13 protein-coding genes are annotated in these 18,579 nt (G+C 59.6%); 7 read left to right on the top strand and 6 right to left on the bottom strand.

Features of this window, described 5'->3' with window-relative positions; translation table 11 throughout:
- Positions 1-114 precede the first annotated feature (114 nt).
- A complete protein-coding gene (locus VGG64_14775; protein HEY1600869.1) occupies positions 115-273 on the top strand; it encodes a hypothetical protein in 159 nt (52 codons plus the stop codon).
- A 73-nt stretch (positions 274-346) separates the two neighbouring features.
- Here VGG64_14775 and VGG64_14770 read toward each other — a convergent pair whose 3' ends face one another.
- Together VGG64_14770 and VGG64_14765 are read right to left on the bottom strand one after the other, a co-directional pair.
- Positions 347-3,760 (bottom strand): ABC transporter permease, encoded by a 3,414-nt coding sequence (locus tag VGG64_14770; GenBank protein HEY1600868.1) that lies wholly within the window; start codon positions 3,758-3,760, stop codon positions 347-349.
- 153 nt (positions 3,761-3,913) lie between these two features.
- Complete coding sequence (locus tag VGG64_14765) at positions 3,914-5,482, bottom strand: 2-isopropylmalate synthase (protein ID HEY1600867.1); 1,569 nt, start codon at positions 5,480-5,482, stop codon at positions 3,914-3,916.
- Between the two features lie 719 nt (positions 5,483-6,201).
- On the opposite strand from VGG64_14765, the gene VGG64_14760 reads away from it, so the two are divergent.
- Positions 6,202-6,687, top strand: coding sequence for a hypothetical protein (locus VGG64_14760; protein HEY1600866.1), 486 nt, complete (start codon positions 6,202-6,204; stop codon positions 6,685-6,687).
- On the top strand, positions 6,684-7,682 hold the full coding sequence (locus tag VGG64_14755; protein ID HEY1600865.1) for a hypothetical protein: 999 nt from the start codon (positions 6,684-6,686) through the stop codon (positions 7,680-7,682). The genes VGG64_14760 and VGG64_14755 overlap by 4 nt, the downstream gene beginning before the upstream one ends.
- 33 nt (positions 7,683-7,715) lie before the next feature.
- Here the strand turns inward: VGG64_14755 and VGG64_14750 are convergent, their stop codons facing one another.
- Positions 7,716-9,473: an acyl-CoA dehydrogenase family protein gene (locus VGG64_14750; protein HEY1600864.1), complete on the bottom strand. Its 1,758-nt coding sequence runs from the start codon at positions 9,471-9,473 to the stop codon at positions 7,716-7,718.
- A gap of 176 nt (positions 9,474-9,649) precedes the next feature.
- A complete protein-coding gene (locus VGG64_14745) occupies positions 9,650-9,982 on the bottom strand; it encodes a hypothetical protein (protein ID HEY1600863.1) in 333 nt (110 codons plus the stop codon).
- A gap of 900 nt (positions 9,983-10,882) precedes the next feature.
- Here VGG64_14745 and VGG64_14740 point away from each other — a divergent pair.
- The 4 genes from VGG64_14740 (at position 10,883) to VGG64_14725 (ending at position 15,153) form a co-directional block, all read left to right on the top strand.
- Positions 10,883-12,256, top strand: a complete 1,374-nt coding sequence (locus VGG64_14740) for a glycosyltransferase family 87 protein (GenBank protein ID HEY1600862.1) — start codon at positions 10,883-10,885, stop codon at positions 12,254-12,256.
- 319 nt (positions 12,257-12,575) lie between these two features.
- On the top strand, positions 12,576-13,349 hold the full coding sequence (locus tag VGG64_14735; GenBank protein HEY1600861.1) for a PEP-CTERM sorting domain-containing protein: 774 nt from the start codon (positions 12,576-12,578) through the stop codon (positions 13,347-13,349).
- Positions 13,350-13,414: 65 nt separating this feature from the next.
- On the top strand, positions 13,415-14,329 hold the full coding sequence (locus VGG64_14730) for a DUF1559 domain-containing protein (GenBank protein HEY1600860.1): 915 nt from the start codon (positions 13,415-13,417) through the stop codon (positions 14,327-14,329).
- A 476-nt stretch (positions 14,330-14,805) separates the two neighbouring features.
- Positions 14,806-15,153 (top strand): hypothetical protein, encoded by a 348-nt coding sequence (locus tag VGG64_14725; protein HEY1600859.1) that lies wholly within the window; start codon positions 14,806-14,808, stop codon positions 15,151-15,153.
- A 60-nt stretch (positions 15,154-15,213) separates the two neighbouring features.
- On the opposite strand, the gene VGG64_14720 is transcribed toward VGG64_14725, so the two are convergent.
- Positions 15,214-17,439, bottom strand: coding sequence for a protein kinase (locus tag VGG64_14720; protein HEY1600858.1), 2,226 nt, complete (start codon positions 17,437-17,439; stop codon positions 15,214-15,216).
- A complete protein-coding gene (locus VGG64_14715) occupies positions 17,429-18,055 on the bottom strand; it encodes an ECF-type sigma factor (GenBank protein HEY1600857.1) in 627 nt (208 codons plus the stop codon). The genes VGG64_14720 and VGG64_14715 overlap by 11 nt, the downstream gene beginning before the upstream one ends.
- Positions 18,056-18,579 lie beyond the last annotated feature (524 nt).

Genomic DNA, 18,579 nt, shown 5'->3' with positions numbered 1-18,579 from the left:
TGGCGATCCGGCAAAGTATGTTTGCACCATCGACCGAAAGCATTATAGACTTGTGTAGAGGGATCGGGCGAAGGTATTGGATGCACTATTCGATACGCAAAAGGAGCCGATGCCATGCAGCATTCCCATCTCAAATCGAATCGTCTGGACGTCTTCGGCGATTCGATGCTCAACAGACTTTCCGCCCGCAGCCGCCGGCAACGGAAACGACTCGCCAGCAAGAAGCGACGTGCGACATTCCACGGTCGCGGCCAAGATTTTGCGGACGATTGATCGCTGGCACGTGACGCTGAGTTCTACTTCTCCCTGCCCTGCTAAACGCGGTCACGCTCTGCGCGCCACCAGGTCAGTCGCCGCGCAGCGCCGGCAACACCGGCGCTGCGAGCGCTGCCCGCACCGCCATCATGCCAGCAGCCAGGCCTACGACAAGAACCAGGCCTAAGGTAGCCGTTGTCGCTAGCCACGGCAGGTGTGCGCCGCCGGCGATCAGGTGGGGTACGAGCGCGATGAGGGCCGCACCCGCGCCGATCGCCAGCCCGCCGATAAGCAATATCACGTTCTCCCACAAAACCATGCGGGCGATGAGCGCGCGGCGGAAGCCGGCCGCTTGCAGCAGCGCCAGCTCTGAGCGTCGTTCGACGACATTGCGTAATTGCACGGCCGCTAGGCCAAACGTGCCCAGGAGCAATCCTAGCCCTCCCAGGCTCTGAAACGTCGAGAGGTACGTGTTCTGCACGGCGAAGAACTCGGCCAGGCGATCTTCGGCCGGTTCGGCGTCGAAACCGAATTCGCCTAGCCCTCGTTCGAGCGCCGCCTGGACGCGCAGGACTGCGGCCGTGGGTGTTTCAATCAAAAAGAGTCGGTAACCGCTGGCGTCGGGAAAGTGGTTGAGATACTGCCGTTCGCTGATCAACAACGAACCCTGCAGCACGCTGCCCGCCAGTAGCCCAACGACCTGTAAATGCACCTCTTTCCCGCGCCCATCGGTAATCGTGTAGACGGCCCCCACGCCACTGAGGTGCAATGCGTACAGTGCCGTGGCTTCATCGAGTACGACGGGTACGGGCGCATCTTTTTCATCCGTCGTGGGCAGCGAACGATCGAGCAAAAGCCAAGGATTAGCCTTTGTCTCGGGCGTATCGGCACTGCTGCCCGACCAGGAGAATCCGCCTCGCTTCATCAGCGCCTCGGGCACGCCCAGCACGCGCGGCTGCTGCGCCTGGTAAAGATTCAGGCAGCTGGCGTCATCGCCGCCGGCGACGCGGAAGGGATAGACATGGCAATCCGCAAGTGCCTGCCGATCTGCCGCTGAGAAACCCAGTTCGAGCTGACCTTCGCCGGAATCGATGTCTTGAAGGATTGGTTGATCAGATTCTCCGATCAGCGCGAACCCACCCGTGCCACTCGCTTGTTTGTCTGCATTGCCGTGTGGATCGAGGCGGAAGGCGCTGATCGCGATGATCAAAAAGGTAGCTGTGGCAATCAGCCCGATCGTCAGAGCACTGCGCCCTGGATTGCGTGCCGCGTTGCGAAAGGCCAACCAGACGAGCGCTGCGCGGCCCGTGGATACGAACGAGCCCCCGGCGTGACGCCGCAGCGACAGTGAGACAAAGGCCAGCAGTCCGACGAGCGTCAATGCGCCCGAGCCCGCAAAGGCCAATGCTTGCGCTGGACCGCCCAACCCACCACCAGCCAGCGCGGCAGCAATCGCTAGCGTCACCCCCCCCCATGCCAACCAGCGCGCGCGGCGCGATGGCCGCGCGGTCCTTCCCATCGGGTCACCAGTACGGGCGGCCATGAGCGATCGGACGTTGGCGTGGCGCAATTGCGACAGAGAGCGGTAAATCACCAGCATCGAAATCAGCACGCCCGATAAACTGCCAATGACAAGCGTCGTTAAATTGACGTGCAGTCCCAGAAACGGCGTGCGAATCGCGGCCAACCACCAGGTTCGCAAACCCGCGATCATCAACCACGCGTACCCCACGCCGATACCGGCCCCCGCCAGGGCTCCGATCGACGCCACCACGATTCCTTCGCCCAATAGCAACCGTCGGACGCGGCGGATCGGCCAACCGACGGCCAACAGAAGGCCAATCTCGTCGGCGCGCTCTTCGACCCCCAGCCGAAACAGAATCGCCACCAGCATCAGGGCCGCCGTAATTATGAAGAAGCTGAAGCCAATAAAAAGGAATTCAAAAGGAGTCGTGCCGGTGGCGGCTTCGATGGCACGTTGTTTGATAGGTTGGAATTTAAAGCCCAAGTCGGCCGGGATCGGCTTTGACCCCGCGGAGAGGCTTTCGGTCGTGCGTCCCTCGGCGGGCGGAATGCGCAGCGAGGTTGTGTTGCCAAAGCGGCTCCCCCACAGCTTACGCCCTGTCGCCAAAGCTACGAACGCCTTGGGCGTGGCCTTGTACTTATCCCAATACTCTTCGTCGCGCGGGCGGACGCGTTCGCTATCGAACGGAAACGGTGGATTCCAATCCGAAATCGACAACTGATCCGTCACGCCCGGCAAAGTGGGAGTCAGGTTTGGGTCGTCTGCGGCTCCGCTCATTGCCACGATCGCGGCCAACCGCAGCTCGACCGTGTTTTCGCGTACGTTGCCATGCGTGCTCTCCGGCTCGAAGTAGGTCATGCGAATCGTATCGCCGACTTTGGCTTCGAGATCCTCGGCCGCCCAGGTATTCAAAGCAATTTCGTCCGGCGCAAGCGGAGCGATTGGCTGCCCGTCTGGCGTGGCAAAGCCGTTCAAAGGTGCTGGCCCGCGAAAGTCGATCGCTGTGACCGTCGAATAAGGGATTTCGCGTGTTCCATCCGCCAGAGTGTTCGCCAGATAGGTGAACGCTTCCTGGCCGTCGAGCGGAAGAAAGCTCTTTTCCGCCGCCGCGAGCACCGTCGGTTCGATCAGCATGCGATCGCTTTCCAGCAGAAAGTATCCCAAGGGAGCCTGACGAATCGTCAGACCGTAGTCCTCCAGCGTTGGCTCGAGGAGAGACTGCAGCTTGTCGTGAGCTGCCTTAAGCTCTGCCACCGAGGCGTCGTCGGCATCGCCCGCGCCGGCAACCAACAGAGCATTCACCTTGCCTGGCTGCTTGAGCACCTGCTGTATGTCAGCCAGATTCAGGAAAGCATCGCGAGGCACTGCTTGATTGGGACGCAAGGCAAACCGCCCGAGCCCGTCGGCCGGCACGACGCGTATCACCTTGAGGCGAAGGCTGGTCACTGTTTCGGTCTTGCGGCCCAGCGCGCTGTCGGCAGGCACCTCGCGGGCAACCGGCAGGCGGACGATGCACTCGTTCCCGACGGCTACGCCCAATTCGTCGGCCATGGCTTGGTTCAATATCACTTCGCTACGAGCCGGCGGGGCATAGTCAGCCGGGTTCGTGACGGACAATTGCGCGAACGTATCGTCGATGCCTAGCAGATTGACATGCGTCGCACGGCGGTGAGATTTCGGATCCTCGACCGTACCTTCCAGTAACGCGACGGGCACAGCGGCCTGAAATTTTTCGCCAAACCCGGCTTCGGCGTCGAGATCGGTCGCCAACTGCGCTCGGAAGAATCTGGGCACGGCCAAAACTTCGTCGATGCGCTGCAACCGGTCGAGGGCCAGGTGGCGCAGGCTGCCGCGAACCGAGTCTCCTACCACGAGTGCCCCGGCAAGCACGGCCGTCGCCGCAGCCACTCCCAGCGCCACGGCAATATGAATGCGCCGGTGGTGAATGAGACCTTCAATCGCTAAGCGGAAGATGGACATGGGCACTTAATGTTCGACTGTACGTTGACGCGGAACGGAACGCTTGCAGGACCGCAAATAAAAACGCCCCGCTTCCCCAGGCTAAGGGGAAAGCGGGGCGGTGACAATCGCCGTTAAATTGAATGGTGCACTGCGGCCGAGCCGCGGGAACTGTCAGACGTTGCCGGCCACCTTAGGTTCTGAGATGGCGGCGCCAGCCCGTTCGAGTTGTGCCGCGACGCGATTGATGGCATTCAAGAAGGCCTGAGCGCTGGCCTCGACGCTATCGGTCGACACACCACGGCCTCGATAGATTTGACCGCCGTGTTCGACCTCGACCGTAACCTCGGCCTGGGCGTCCTTCCCGATCGTGACGCTATGGACGTTGAAGTCGCGGCACACCACTTCGACTCCGGTCACACGCTCGATGGCGTGAAACATGGCGTCAAAAGGTCCGTCCCCCATCGAGACCTCCTCGGTGACTTCCTCCTCGCCCCGCTTGAGCGACAAGGTCACCGTGGGAGCACGGCCTCCGGATTCCGCCACCAGCCGGTAGCCGGCGATGGTCCAGGTCTCGGGCACGTCGCGAATTTCTTGCTCGATGAGCGCGGCGATATCCGCGTCATAAACTTCCTTCTTCTTGTCGGCGAGCACCTTGAACTGCTCGAAGACCGTTTGCAATTGCTCAACGGTGAGGTGGTAGCCCAAGGCTTTGGCGCGATCTGCCAGTGCCGCGCGGCCACTATGCTTGCCCAACACCAGATCGGTTTTGGCCAGCCCCACATCCTCGGGACGCATGATCTCGTAAGTGCGGCGCTCTTTGAGCATGCCATCCTGGTGGATGCCGGCTTCGTGGGCGAAGGCGTTGCGGCCGACAATGGCCTTGTTGCGCTGCACTTGAATGGTCGTAATATTCGATACCAACCGGCTGGTGGGGACCAACCGCTGCGTGACCACGCGCGTCTTGGCCTGATAGTGATCGTAGCGGGTGCGCAAGGCCATCACGACTTCTTCCAAGGCACAGTTGCCGGCCCGCTCGCCAATGCCGTTGATCGTGCATTCGATCTGGCCGGCCCCGTTTTCTACCGCGGCCAGACTATTGGCGACGGCCAAACCCAGATCGTTATGGCAGTGCGTACTGATCACGGCCCGATCGATGTTCGGCACCCGTTCCCGCAGCGCGCGAATCACGCCACCGATGTGGGCCGGCGTGCCATAGCCTACGGTGTCGGGAATATTCACGGTTGTCGCACCGGCGTTGATCGCGGCTTCGACAACCTGGCAGAGGAAGTCGACCTCGGTGCGAGACGCGTCCTCGGGCGAGAACTCGATGTCGGAGCAATATCCGGCCGCACGGCGCACAGAGTCGACGGCACGACGGATGATCTCTTCCTTGTCCATCTTCAGCTTGAATTCGCGATGTATGGCGCTGGTGGCCAGAAAAACGTGAATCCGAGGCTGCTCGGCGTGCTGCAAAGCCTCCCAAGCACGATCGATGTCGTCGTTGGCCGACCGGGCCAGACCACAGATCACGGCGCCGTGGATATTCTGTGCGATCGATCGTACGGCCTCGAAGTCGCCCGGCGAGGCGATCGGGAAACCGGCCTCGATAATGTCGACCCCCAGGTCGACCAGGGCCTGGGCCACTTCCAACTTTTCAGAGATGTTCATACTGGCGCCCGGCGATTGCTCTCCGTCGCGCAGCGTCGTGTCAAAGATTTTGATGTATCGTTCGGCGGTCATCGGATAGTCCTCGGCAATGACAAAGTGCGATTTTGGTCCGAATGCTTACACGAGCGGAAGGGGGCCGACCCTAGGCCGGCCCGGTAAGCACCAACCATGCCCTCGTTCGCAGATAATTCTGTCTGTGCCGATGGCTGCTTGATAGCCATCGGACGGATGGATGACTTGTGAACATTGACCACTGTTCCGCAAAAAAATGCCACAAAAAAACCCCAAGGCCCGGCGGGCCTTAGGGTTCGTATGTTTGATCAGCCGGAGTCGAAATCTTCCGGGCGTACGAACCCTACAGCTTGCCCGAGGCAAGCAGCCGCAAAGTAAGCGGTAGTAGGTTCAATCGCGCCATGGAAATCGTCTCCCTGTGAGGATGGGCAAGACGTAGCCCATCGCCATGAACTCTAGCTAACCTTAGAGCGTCGGTCAAGCAGAAAGGTTCGGGCGATTGGGGAGGTTTTGGCCTCGATAGTACGCCTGCCGGGGGCCGCGCAAAGCCACGAAACCCCTCGTGCCATGACGTGGTCGGACGATGGATTTCGGGCCGACCTGCTAGCAGGCTCCGTGCGAGAGTGTATTGAGCGGCAGACCGGTTTCGATTAGTCTTCCGCGCCCCATTCGGGTAGCCGCTTCGTCCGCGCGCGGTGCGTATCGATCGTGGCAGTCGGCCGTGCGCCGAACTGCCCGCAGCACTTGCTGCGCCGGAAATGCCTTCGAGAATTGTTGGAATGGATTACGAAGTTCAACGATTCACGCGCCACTGTGCGACGACCGGTCGCGAGCTCGCGCCGGGAGAAGAGTTCTACACGGCGCTCGTAGCCGAGGGGGCCGACGTGCGCCGATTGGATTTTGCGGCCGACGCCTGGCAAGGTCCGCCCGATCGCACGCTCGGTTGGTGGAAATCGCGAGTGCCGACACCCGATGCGCGGCGGCCGCGCTTGGCACCGAACGAAACCCTGCTCGAATTGTTCGTGAATCTCGACGGTGTGGCAGAAAAAGAGGACATGCGGCTGGTAATGGCGCTGCTGCTCGTACGGCGCCGCGTGTTGCGGCTGGAAGAGCAAGAGACGGACGCCAACGGACAGGATGTGTTGGTGCTCTATTCTCCGCGAGAAGACGTCACCTATCGCGTCGCCGGAGTGATGCCCAGCGACGCGCGGGTCCAGGAAATTCAGGACGAACTATCTCGATTGCTATATGCGGGTGCTGCATGAAGCACTCTGCGCACAATACTTCTGGCTCTCTGCAACGCACCGTTCTGGCCTTGGGCACTTTGTTGTTGATGGTTTGCGCCAGCGGCGCGAACTGTCCGCATTTTCTCACGGCCTACTCACCTGTGATGCCGCGCGTACTGCCAGCCACGCCCACGCTGGCCGATGTGATATCGGCCGTAAATACCAATAGCGGCCGCGTGCAGTCGCTGTACACAACGGATGCCGAGATTCACGTTCCCGGCATGCCCAAGACGAGGGCCAATATCGCGCTCGATCGGCCTCGCCGCTTTCGCTTGCGTGCGGACACCATGCTAACGGGTCCGGAAGTGGACCTGGGGAGCAACGACGAGCTGTTTTGGTTTTGGGTCCGACGTTCGCCCGAGCCGGCCATCTTTTATTGCCGACATGAGCAGTTTGCCAGCAGCGCCGCCCGACAGGTGCTGCCCGTCGAGCCGGATTGGCTGATCGAAGTGCTGGGCATGGCCACGATCGACCCGGCAGGCGAACACACCGGTCCGCTGCCGGTCGGACAAGGACGCTTGCGTGTGGAGACGCGTTTGCCGCGCCCCGAGGGAGACCTGCGACGGATCATGGTGATCGACGACTCGCGCGGCTTGATTCTCGAACAGCACCTTTACGACCCGGCCGGCATGCTATTGGCCTCGGCCACACTGAGCAATCATCGTCGCGATCCGCTGGCCAACGTCGTGCTGCCGCGGACCGTCAAGATCGTTTGGCCCTCGACGAAATTTGAAATGACGATCGAGCTCAATAACGTGGCCGTGAATCAACTATCGGGCGACCCGCAACAATTGTGGGCCATGCCGACCTACGGACCGAGCACGCCGGTGGTCAATCTGGCCGATCCTAACCTACGGCTGCGATCGACCGAGCCAGAGCCGCCAACGCCACCGCCCGCCTACCCGGAGCGGACGGACGTGCCGCAAACCACGCGCGCCCCTGGCGGCTGGTTTAATCGCTTGATGACGAAGTAAGCGAATAGACATTCGCCAACGGATCGTCGTGCGTCATTTCTCCAAGACCAGATTGGCGAGCCGGGTCGTGTCGTCGTCATCGTTGTCCCACATGTCGGCCAAGTTCCGATTGATGCGCCGGCCGGCGGTCTTGAGATAGTAGCGGCCCAGCTTCAGACCACGCAGCCGTGCCCCCTCGTCGGCATGGGGATCGCGAACCAGAGCATCGAGGCGATTGAGAACGCAGCTCGAAACGTAAAGCTCCGTGGCGACGTCGGCGACTCGAGCCAGTTGATACTGGCGATCCATGATCGATTCCTGATACTTGCGTAGCAATCTTTCCACATGCGAGCCCAAGGAGCCGACGAGTCGTCCGAGCCTCGTCGCATCGTCCTGCAACTCGGTACTGCGGACTTTGACCTCGGGCGAGCTGAGCATCGAGCCGATGCGGCGGCTGGCAAAGCCGCCAATCTTGCCGATATTACCCAGCGGGTTCATCAGCGCGTCGAGGACGCCCTTCAGCTCCATGCCCACGTCGCGTAATCCGACCAAGGCCGAAAAGACGCGCAGCACGTCGTTGGCCCCTTCGCCAATCATATTGATACGGCCGTCGCGCATCATGCGCTCGTACGGTTCATCGGCAAAGTATGCCTTGCCGCCGAAGATCTGAATCGTGTCGTTGATGATCCGCCACAGCACGTCGGTCGAAAAGACCTTCAGCATGGCGGTTTCGATCATGTAGTCATCTTCCCCGGCATCGATCAGGGCCGCCGTCTGGTAGGTGACCGATTCCATGGCGAAGGCGCCCGCGGCCATGTAGGCCAGCTTGTCCTTGACCAGTTCGAACGACGCGAGCGTCTCGCCAAATTGCACGCGTTGGTTGGCATGCTGGGTCGCCCGGGCAAGACAGAACTTGGCGGCGCCCGTGCAACTGGCGCCGAAGGTCGTGCGGCCGAAATCGAGCACAGTGAGTGCGATCTTCAGCCCCTTACCGCGCTGGCCAAGCACGTTTTCATTCGGCACGAACATGTCGTGAAATGCAAGCCGCGCCGTAGCCGAGCCGCGCACGCCGCATTTGTTCATACGTTTCTCGACAACCTCGAAGCCCGCCATATCGGGCGTGACGACGAAGGCCGTGATCTTGGTTTCTTCGCTGCCGGGCACGGGAGTCCGCGCCATGACGGTCAGTACGTTGGCGATACCGCCATTGGTGATCCACCGCTTCTGACCGTTAAGCACGAACCCCTTGCCGTCCGCGCTAGGCACAGCCAGGGTCTGCACATTCGAGGCATCGCTGCCGGCTTCTGGCTCGGTCAGTGCAAACGCGCTCAGCCACTCGCCGGAACACAACTTCGGCAGGTAATCCTCTTGCTGGCGTTGCGTGCCGAATAGCACCAGCGCCCGCGGCCCGATCGAGTGATGCGCATTGACGAACAGCGCCGTGCTACCGCAATGCCCGCCGAGGACTTCCATCAATTGGCAATACGCGGCTTGTGTAAAGTCGAGCCCGCCGCAGCTGCGAGGCAGGCACGCCCCCAGCACACCCAACTGCCCCAGGCCGCGAACGACGTGCTCGGGTATCTCGGCGTCGCGATCGATCTGCGCCGCATCGATCTGCTCTTTACAAAACTTACGCAAATCCGACACCAGCGACCGGGTTTGCAAGTCGGCGGCCAGGTCCGGGTAGGGCAAGAGACGATCGCTCAAATACTGTCCAAAGAACAACCCCTTGGCGAACCCCAGACGTTGCGGGCCGTCTGCCAACAACTCTTCTGCCTCGGCCACTTGCTTATCGCGATTGGCAACGCTCATGCAATATTCTCCGCCAGGGTACTCTCGGTATTTTCAAACCACATAGTATACGGCAACACCGCCGGTTTGCCGACGTACGTAGGACGTATTTATGTCAATTCAGCCCCAATGAAAACGGCCGGCAAGAGTGCCGGCCGTGGATAGCATTGAATTGTCGTCAAACGTCGTAGCGACCGTCAACTCAAGCGGGCGAGGGCCTCGATCGCGTGACGCGCCGCCTCGATGCCGCCAATCCGGTCGGCCAACTTCTTGGCCTCTAGCAGGGCTTCGATCGAAAGCGTTCCGTTGCTGCCGGCTTTGCCGTTGTGCTTGCGGCCATGCTTGACGGTGCCCAGCGTCGCCTTGATGTTACTTACTTGCGCGGACGACACCTCGATACCCTTGGCCTTCAAGTTGGCGATAACGTCCTTCGGCCGCGCACCTGCGCCTTGCGACGTGAACTCGTCACGAATCGCTTGCGCTTTACTGGGTGAACCTGCTCGTTTGCGCCCCGAAGTTTTCTTAGCCATGCAACACACCTTTCCAGACGACTTGTGAGAACACTCATTAGTTAGAGTTGCGCGGTCGCAGAATGGCGCCGCCATCGCACGAGCGGCGGGCCCACGGTTTTGAGCCGGCCAGTGCACGAAGGGCGTATTTGCCACGCAACAACGGAAGCGTCCACCCCCTTGATAGCAAAATAGCTAACACCCAACCGGCTACAACCCCTAAGGGGGGTGGTAAGGCGGTTCTTGGGAGCATTCCGAGTGGGAAAAACCGATTCATCAATGAGTTGCTTTCATTGTCGATATCGGTGCCGCGCGTGACTCAACTGCGTGGTCAAGACGATCTATCCCCGAGCGGCAAGAACAATGTGGCAGCCAAGCTCATCGGCCGCCGGTGATACTCCCGCGGCAAGCAAGTCTGCCACGAATACAGCCGACGGCGGGCAGCGATGGTTGTTACAAAACAAGTGAATGACCAGGCTGCGTGACGCATTCGCCCAGTCGAGAATTCCAAGTCGTCACATCGCCTACGTGTCGCGGGACAATGCCACCGAACTGTTACGTCCGGCTTTGCATCTGCTATCAGTGGAAATGGGGCCTCGCCCAGCCCAGATCGCCAGGCATTCCAAAGTTCCCTTGACCAAAACCCATGAATCCTGCTAATACCTCACGCTTGCAAGAGCCGGTATTTTTCAGATTTCTATGTGCCGAATGGCGAAACGCTGGCTGTTCGGAACTTAAGTGTGGCTCTGTACTATTACGGGGACATGTTCGGGATCTTCACGTATCTATCGCGATTCTCGTGGTAGCACGATCGAATTCGCGGCGCCATGCCGCTAGTGCGCATTGGCCCCCGCGTTGCTGTTAAGGTCCGCGCGCCATGGCAGCGCAATTGCGGATGCGCAAAATGATCGTCAAAGCATTATGACCAACCCCGATCCTTCACTCACGGTGAAGCGGCAAGCCGATCTCGTGGTCCGCGCTAGTGGTCGCGCGACGAGCGCGGATGGCAGGCCGGCTGGCCGCGAGGGATTTCTGGATCGCTTGTGTACCCCTCCGACGGCGCAGATCTGCATGTCGGCGATACTCTTGGTGGTTTTTCCTTGGGCCGTGTATCGGGCGGCGGGGAACCTTGCTTGCGATTTCCCTGAGTTTGTTAATGGTGGTCGATACATTCTCGATCATGGCTGCCGGCACCCTCTGACGGCACTGAACAGATACCTTCCGTCATTGGATGTCGCCTGCATCCTGCTGACAATATTTCCTCTCGTACTGTCGGCGGCAATCTATTATTTGCTGAACGTCGGCACCTGGTTCGGCTTGTTGGCCACGGTGCGCGACGAGTTACTGGCTGGCGACGATATGCTGTTGCGCGCTCGGGGAACGATGGCCGCCGGTTTGCTCGCGCTGCTGATCGCAGCCGACGGTTTTTTGATCGGCGCATTTCATATCCTCATGGTATGGATGATGGTGGCCGGTCTCGCGGCGGCGAGTCGCGATCGCCCCTGGAAAGGGGGCGCACTGCTGGGCGTTGCCATCTGGCTCAAGCTGCTACCGGTTGTTGGCGCGGGGTATCTTGTCTTGAAGCGCAAATGGCTGGCGGCCGGCGTCGCCCTCTTACTCGCGGTCTCGATCGACATCATCCTGTCGCTGGCTGCGTTTGGTTGGCAGGGGAGCATCGACGAGCACCTGGTGTGGGCTGCTGGCGGCGCGGCAGCGACTGTCGACGACCAAATGCACGGCGAGGATGCAATCGACGAAGATCGCATCACGAACCAATCGACGATCGTTGTGCTACGACGATTCCTCACTGCGCGCGGCGGGTTTCCGACGTTAGCGGTAGCCGACTTGTCGCCCACCGCGCTGTCGTTGGTGACTGGGTGCGTATTGTCGACTCTTGGGTGTGCCGTGCTGATGGCAATACGACGCCCCGCCGCCGCGATGAATCGTCGCGATTGGTCGGTCGAGATTGCCCTGATCGTGTTGTGTACGGTGTGGTTCTCGCCCGTCGTGTGGAGCTACCATCTGACTGCGGTCGTGCCTGCGCTGGCCGTCATCCTTTCAACACCTGCCGCGGAAGCACGGAAGAATGTCGTCTCTGTCGTTTGGATTTTGGGGATCCTTTTGTTCGCGATTCCTCTTGGCCGTGCCGCCGGGCACATGCTATGGGCGTCGTTCTTCGTGGCCGCAAGCATGATGCTCTCGCTGCACCGAGTGACGGCGGAGGGTTCCGCGGCAGTTGACGAACATGGCTTGCGCGGCCCACACCGAATTCCCTCGTCCGCGCGAATAGAATAGCCTCGCCAGAGCAGACGAAGCGGAAACCAACATCTGGGGAAAACCGACCAAACCACCCGTCCCTTGAGCCCAAATTGTTGACTTGGGGGGTGCCGATAGTAGAATCGGCGTTCGGCTGCGGCGATTCACGTTCTCACAGGCTGCTAATGTAGCTCTCTCAGATCTCGCGTTTTACGCCCCGTTTCGCCTTTACGGCAAGCATGGCGGCGTTCGCACGCTTGGCACATTGTTCGGCTGTTGGCCGATCGTCGCGAGATCGCCACCCGTCCTGAGTTCGGGCCGAAGGTATGCGCTGCTGGCATCTGCGGGGCGTACTACCTTGTCGTCGAATTCGGACGCGATACCAGAACGACAATGCAGCAATAGTGACGTTCTCACCGAGATCAACAACTTTGGAGTACTGATGCCGCGATTCCTCTTTTTCGCCGCTTTGATATGGGCTATGAGTTCCTACCACGCCCTGGCAACCCCTATTACCTACGAATTTAGGGGGAGCGTGGCATTCGTTGGGACATCAATACCATACGGGCTGAATGTGACAAGTGGCGCGCCGGTCGTGGGAGGATTCACGTACGATCCTGCATCGCCGGCGACGAGTTCAATCACCGACGGCGTCAGCTACGAACAGCAATTCACGCACGGCTTTTGGATGAATATCGGCAAAGTGGGCGAAGCGAATTATCTGACGGCAAGCACGGATGAGTATGCAGTCCAAATCGCGAACAACTTACCACAGCCGGGCGGTTCGGTCTCTGACCAGTTTACTGTGCTCTTCTCAAGCACACTTAGCCCAGCGCTGACTTCGCCGCTAGTCGTCGACGGAATTGATCATACCGCGGGCTTTCTTGCGCTTACTTTTACCGGTAATAGCAATCTGTACTCTGACGCCTCGCTTCCGTCGAGCATCCAACTCTCGGACTTTCCGATGACCTTGAGTTTCTTTAGCGACACACCCGGAGGCATTGTCGACGTAGTGTTTAACGTTACAAGTTTAACACCAGAACCATCGTCGGCAGTGCTTTTGTTGGTAGGAATGACGGCCTTCGCATACGCTGCGCGCCGCAGGGGCGTGTTGTGCAGGTCCCGGAAATGAACCGGACTGCTCGAAATCTTCGAACGACGCGATCTGCCTTCACTCTCGTTGAATTGCTGACAACCGTGGCCATCATTGGCCTGTTGATCGCCTTGCTGTTGCCCGCGGTTCAGGCGGCGCGGGAATCAAGTCGTCGGGTATCGTGCGGCAACAATCTCAAACAGTTGGGCCTGGCGTTGCTGAACTACGAGAACGCTCAGCGTGCACTGCCGATCGGCGCTCTGAAGCCAGTTTCAAACCCGCTATCCCTCGGCACGTCGTGGTACGTGCAAATCCTTCCTTTTCTCGAGCAATCTGCGTTGTCGCTCCAATTCGATTCCAATGGTGCGATCAATCCTCAGGTTATTGCCGAATTGACGTTGCCGGTGATGGCTTGTCCGTCGAGTTCGATTCCGCAGCTTTATGTAGGAATCGCCGGTGTCGACGTTATGATGCCGTCGTACGTCGGCATTGCAGGAAGTTCGAGCGACGGTGGATTTCCCGAAGTGCGGGTTACTACATGTTGCCAACCCTACCTGAATGGCGAGATTTCGGCCGGAGGTCTCTTGATCGCGAATCGTGGCATCCGCAATGAAGAAATCACGGATGGCCTGTCGAACACGTTGGCCGTCGGCGAGTGCTCTGACATGGCAATGGATTCAAACGGTGTCACGCATCGTATCGACGGTGCTTTTCCCGTTGGCTGGACATCAGGGACCGTCGCTACGGGAACACCTCCCCAATACGAAAACGATCCCGTCCGACGCGCGCCTAGTTGGAATATTACGACGATACGCTACGCGCCCAACATGCGCAACTACAATCAGCCCGGCGTTTATCAAGATCGCGGCGCCAATAATCCCTTGCTTTCCGCGCATCCAGGTGGTGTGCAGGGGTTGTTGATCGATGGTTCGGTGCGTTTCTTGTACGACAGCACCGACGTGTGGTTGCTCAAGCAACTTGCCACGCGCGACGACGACGGATCGCTGGATCTGCCCTGAACGCGTTCGTTGGTTTCTGCACCATGCCTAGTGCCCGTGGGAATCGCGTGGCGGACGCGTGTCGGACCGTGCGGTTTATCAATAGCAGCGCACGGCGTTAGGGAAAAACTCTGCTCTGAGAATTGTCGTCGTCGACATTCCGTTCAGTGCGCCGTGCGCGTCTCTTATGAAAGGGGACGCCAATGTTCCGATTCTGTAGCTCAGTGTGCGCGCTTGTATTGATTGCGACGTCGTGTGGATGCTCGTCCGAGGCGACCAACTGCGGTGGTCCATGGGCATGTCCTTTGTGGCCGGTGTACTCGACGACGTTTGGCACCGTCTACTTTGCTGATTTGTATGAAACGAGTTGCGACGACGAGCCGGAAGCAGATTATCTCGTTGGTTCGTACGCGTGGCCGCAAGACTGCCCCGACTGCGATGGCGGCTCGCCATCCGGTGACTTGGCGCGAGGTTTTCCGGGGCTCGATGAACCGATAATGGCCGATTATTCAATGCAATTGCCCGAAGGCCGTGCACGACGTTTCAGCCGTCCGAGTGACTATCCAGACTTAAGATTTATTCAGTTCGAAGGCGTGAATGGCGATCTTCTCACCGCCAAAGTGTTCGCATTCACCATCGAGAGACCGCGAACGGTCGGTGGGCTCGAGACCAAAGTAGAGCGCACCATTCTCGTGGCATTGCAGATGCAAGGGCTACCGACCAGCAAGCCCGTCACACTCATCGGCAAGCCGTTGGCTCGCCAAGGCGATTGCCACGCGTATAGCGCCGTCTACGAACCTGGCGTCGGGCAACGATTCCCGATCCTCGTCCTGACAGCGAAGTAGCGCGCGCATCGCGGGTTGCACCAATGCAATAATCGGCTGGGCGTACTTGCGGCGCCGCCTTCACTCGGCGGTGAACTGTGGGGTGACGCTGCGGACACAGCGGAACCCCACGCCCGGCTGCATTGAATTGCGAGAAAGGGCAATTCGCACATCAGGATTTCGATGCGCCGGTGCTACCGAACCATTCCCGGCAATGACGCTTTTATCTCCGCCGCGGACGATGCGTTCGTCAGGAGCGTAAATCGCTGGCACCCCCTTGTGATCGTCTCGCAGATTTGCTCTGTGTCCGGAGACTAACGAAAAGGTCCATTCGGCGACATTGCTGCACAAGCCGAAAACCGGCGGTACGGTGTTCGTTCGATCTTCGCTGGGAAAGCCCACGGGCCCCAGCTCCGCGGTGTCTTGTGGTTCCTCGGCTGAGGGCGATGCGGGGAGTTGCACTCGCTGCGACATTGCCAGTTCGAACTCTGATTCTGTTGGCAGTCGTTTGCCCACATTTTCCGCAATCCAAACGGCCATGTCGAAACGCATCGTCAAGGCCCAATCGTCGGGCACTGCCTTCCAAGCTTTGTCGCCGGGAAGTCGGCCACCGGAAAGGCGCCGATAGTCGCCTACCGAGAATTCATGGCAATCCATAAATATGCGAGCCGACGACCCTTCGCCGACGAGTGCCATATCCTGCGTTACGTCTTGTTGCGGAATTTTAATTACGGGAACGACGATGGATCGATCGTCCGCAACCTTCCAGCGCCGATGCGGAGATACATTGGGAAGAGTATCTGCGAACTTGGGAACGTGCCGAAGCACCTCGTGAAACCGCCCATCGTCCAGGACGGCAACGACCAGGTAGTCGCCCGGCAGTATTTCCTCGCGCAGCGGTGTTCGCCCACGAAAGCGTACGGCTTTCTCCGCGATCGGTTCGCCGGTTGTTTCGTCGAGCGGAACGACAACGACCTTCGCACCTTCAGGTTGTGTCGTCAGGCAGACCGTCTGCAGACCAAGCAAAGCACGCTTCTCCGCGGCGAGCCGCCCGGCAAAGGCGAACGATCCAACGAGCATGAACATCAAGGCAATGGCAGCCGCCACGGCCGGCCGCCGACGAATCCATCGCCAAGCCTGCTCCAAGGGACCGGGCCGACGGGCCAAGATCGGGAGGCCATTCAGGAAACGCCGCAGGTCGACGGCCATTTCCTGAGCCGTCCAATAGCGATTGTCGGGAGATTTTGCCATCGCTTTAAGGCAAATCGTCTCCAGGTCGCGGGGCACATAGCGTTGAACCTTGCGCGGACGTACAGGTTCGTTGTTAATCACCTGATGCATGACGGCGGCCTGATTGCCCAAAAAAGGGCACTGGCCGGTCAACAGTTCGTAAAGGATCACGCCGATCGAATAGATATCCGTACGTCGATCGGCAATGGTCGCTTTGCCGCTGGCCTGCTCCGGCGACATGTAGGCCGGCGTCCCCATCAGTTCGCCATCCAAGGTCACATCACGACCGTCGCTGGCGCTCTTGGCTAGACCGAAGTCCGTGACATGGGGAAGCAGCGAATCATCGAGAATAACGTTACCAGGCTTCAGGTCGCGATGGATAATGCCGCGCTCGTGGGCATGATCGAGTGCCTCGGCCAGTTGCACACACAACTCGGCGGCTTTGCTGGGAGTTGGCCGCGAAGTGCTGAGCCATTCCCGCAGATTACGGCCGGCAATATAGGCCGATACGATGTAGACCGAGTCTCCTTCGCGCCCCACGTCAAACACCGGCACGATCCCGGGATGGTTTAATTTGGCGGCCGCGCGCCCCTCTCGCAGGAACCGATCTAGATCTTTATCGAGCAGACGTCGCGCGTGCGGGAACTTGATGGCAACGGTCCGTTGCAGACGGGGATCGATCGCCTTCCACACCTGGCCGTTGGTGCCTGCGCCGATCGGCTCGATGAGCTCGAAGTGGCCGACGCACATGGGAATTTCAGGCTCATGCGGGACCGGTGCTCCTCGTTGCTTGAGCCGGGCCTCTTCGATTTGGGCGGCGAATTCCGGGAACCGAGTGCGATAGGTGCGCCAATCGGGTGCTTGCGCGTCGTGACTGCGCAGCTCCCAATCGACAAGTAGCAATTCCACGAACAGCTCGTCGCGGAATCCAGAGTCGGCGTACTGCAGATACTTTTCTAAATCGGGGCTATTGCCGGCCCACCATTCCCGTTCGAATCGGTCGCAGATGATGTCGATTCGATGAGCCGCGGAGAGCCCGATCAACTCTTCCGGAGGAATCTGCCCGTTATCCCGCATGGAGTAGCTCCTTCGTCCACGCGTCGCGAATCAAACGTAGTTTCCGCTCGACCGATCTTTTACTGATGATGAGATCGCTGGAGATCTCGTCGACACTGTACCCTTCGAGCCGCGAGGTTGCGATCCTCCGCAAATCATCGTCGCGCAGTAGACCGAGGAGATATCGATGCTCGTCCGCCAAGATGGCCAGCATTTCGGGGGTGGGCACATCGCTGACCAGTTCCTCGAAGGAGAGTTGCCTGCGGGGCCCTTGGTCGTCAATGGTGATCGCCGAGACCGATTTGACGCGCTGTCCGCCGCTCTTCAACGAGGACTGACGCCGAATCAAATCGATGGTCTTTTGCCGAGTGATGGCTAGCAGCAACCACCAAAGCTCGTCGCGATTGCGGACGTCGTCCAAACGGCCTGCGGTGGCGCCACGGCAGATGCAGAGAAAAACGCTCTGGGCAACGTCGTCCTCGTCCCGCACGGTCTTTGGTTGGTGGGCCAGCCATTGGCCGGCCAACTCGACCAACCGACGCTGATATCTCTCCCAGAGCTTGCCAGCCTCGTTAAGGTCGCCCGCCTTTAATGCCGCAATGCAGTGGCTGATTGAATGGTCGAGCGACATAGGCATACGCGTTCGCGGTCCCGATTCAACTTGCAATGAACTTGCCCATCTTATCAGGCAAATCACCCTACTCGCAACGTCACACTCCCCAATGAGGTTATCCGTGTGATTTTCCCCCCCTGAAATACGGAGCTCGTCGTTGGCAGATTGGCCATAAAAAATTATCTGACTGAAATGTGGCGGGTCCGACGCAACCTGTGCGGTTTAGGCTTAGAGGCGGATGTTTAGCCATAACTGCGCGGAATCCCTGGGCGAGAGAAGGCAATGACAGCCCAGGGATTGCGGGCAGCCAATAATCGCAATGCTGTCTAGGGCAGAGCAGCGGCGTGAGCAGCGTGCGAGGTCGAAGACCGACCTCGCACGCTTGCTTTTTTTCTTACAACGGCAACCCTACGTGGCAACCGCAAGCGAAGGATTGCGGAAGGGAATGCCGGCAGCCCATGGGCCTTCTGCATTCCCAAGATGGACTCCGAGGGTTCGATTCCCTTCACCCGCTCTCAGTTTAAGAACCTTCAGCTAAAGATCTACCG

The organism is Pirellulales bacterium (assembly GCA_036490175.1).
Classification (GTDB): Bacteria; Planctomycetota; Planctomycetia; order Pirellulales; family JACPPG01; genus JACPPG01.
The sequence above is the reverse complement of the archived record's forward strand: the minus strand, read 5'-3'. Positions and strand labels throughout refer to the sequence as shown.

Excerpts from the sequence above, each read along its gene's own strand:
- VGG64_14755 (HEY1600865.1), top strand. The coding sequence starts at position 6,684 with ATGAAGCACTCTGCGCACAATACTTCTGGCTCTCTGCAACGCACCGTT.
- VGG64_14765 (HEY1600867.1), bottom strand. The coding sequence starts at position 5,482 with ATGACCGCCGAACGATACATCAAAATCTTTGACACGACGCTGCGCGAC.
- VGG64_14725 (HEY1600859.1), top strand. The coding sequence starts at position 14,806 with ATGGCCGATTATTCAATGCAATTGCCCGAAGGCCGTGCACGACGTTTC.
- VGG64_14745 (HEY1600863.1), bottom strand. The coding sequence starts at position 9,982 with ATGGCTAAGAAAACTTCGGGGCGCAAACGAGCAGGTTCACCCAGTAAA.
- VGG64_14715 (HEY1600857.1), bottom strand. The coding sequence starts at position 18,055 with ATGCCTATGTCGCTCGACCATTCAATCAGCCACTGCATTGCGGCATTA.
- VGG64_14760 (HEY1600866.1), top strand. The coding sequence starts at position 6,202 with ATGGATTACGAAGTTCAACGATTCACGCGCCACTGTGCGACGACCGGT.
- VGG64_14740 (HEY1600862.1), top strand. The coding sequence starts at position 10,883 with ATGACCAACCCCGATCCTTCACTCACGGTGAAGCGGCAAGCCGATCTC.
- VGG64_14775 (HEY1600869.1), top strand. The coding sequence starts at position 115 with ATGCAGCATTCCCATCTCAAATCGAATCGTCTGGACGTCTTCGGCGAT.
- VGG64_14750 (HEY1600864.1), bottom strand. The coding sequence starts at position 9,473 with ATGAGCGTTGCCAATCGCGATAAGCAAGTGGCCGAGGCAGAAGAGTTG.
- VGG64_14770 (HEY1600868.1), bottom strand. The coding sequence starts at position 3,760 with ATGTCCATCTTCCGCTTAGCGATTGAAGGTCTCATTCACCACCGGCGC.
- VGG64_14720 (HEY1600858.1), bottom strand. The coding sequence starts at position 17,439 with ATGCGGGATAACGGGCAGATTCCTCCGGAAGAGTTGATCGGGCTCTCC.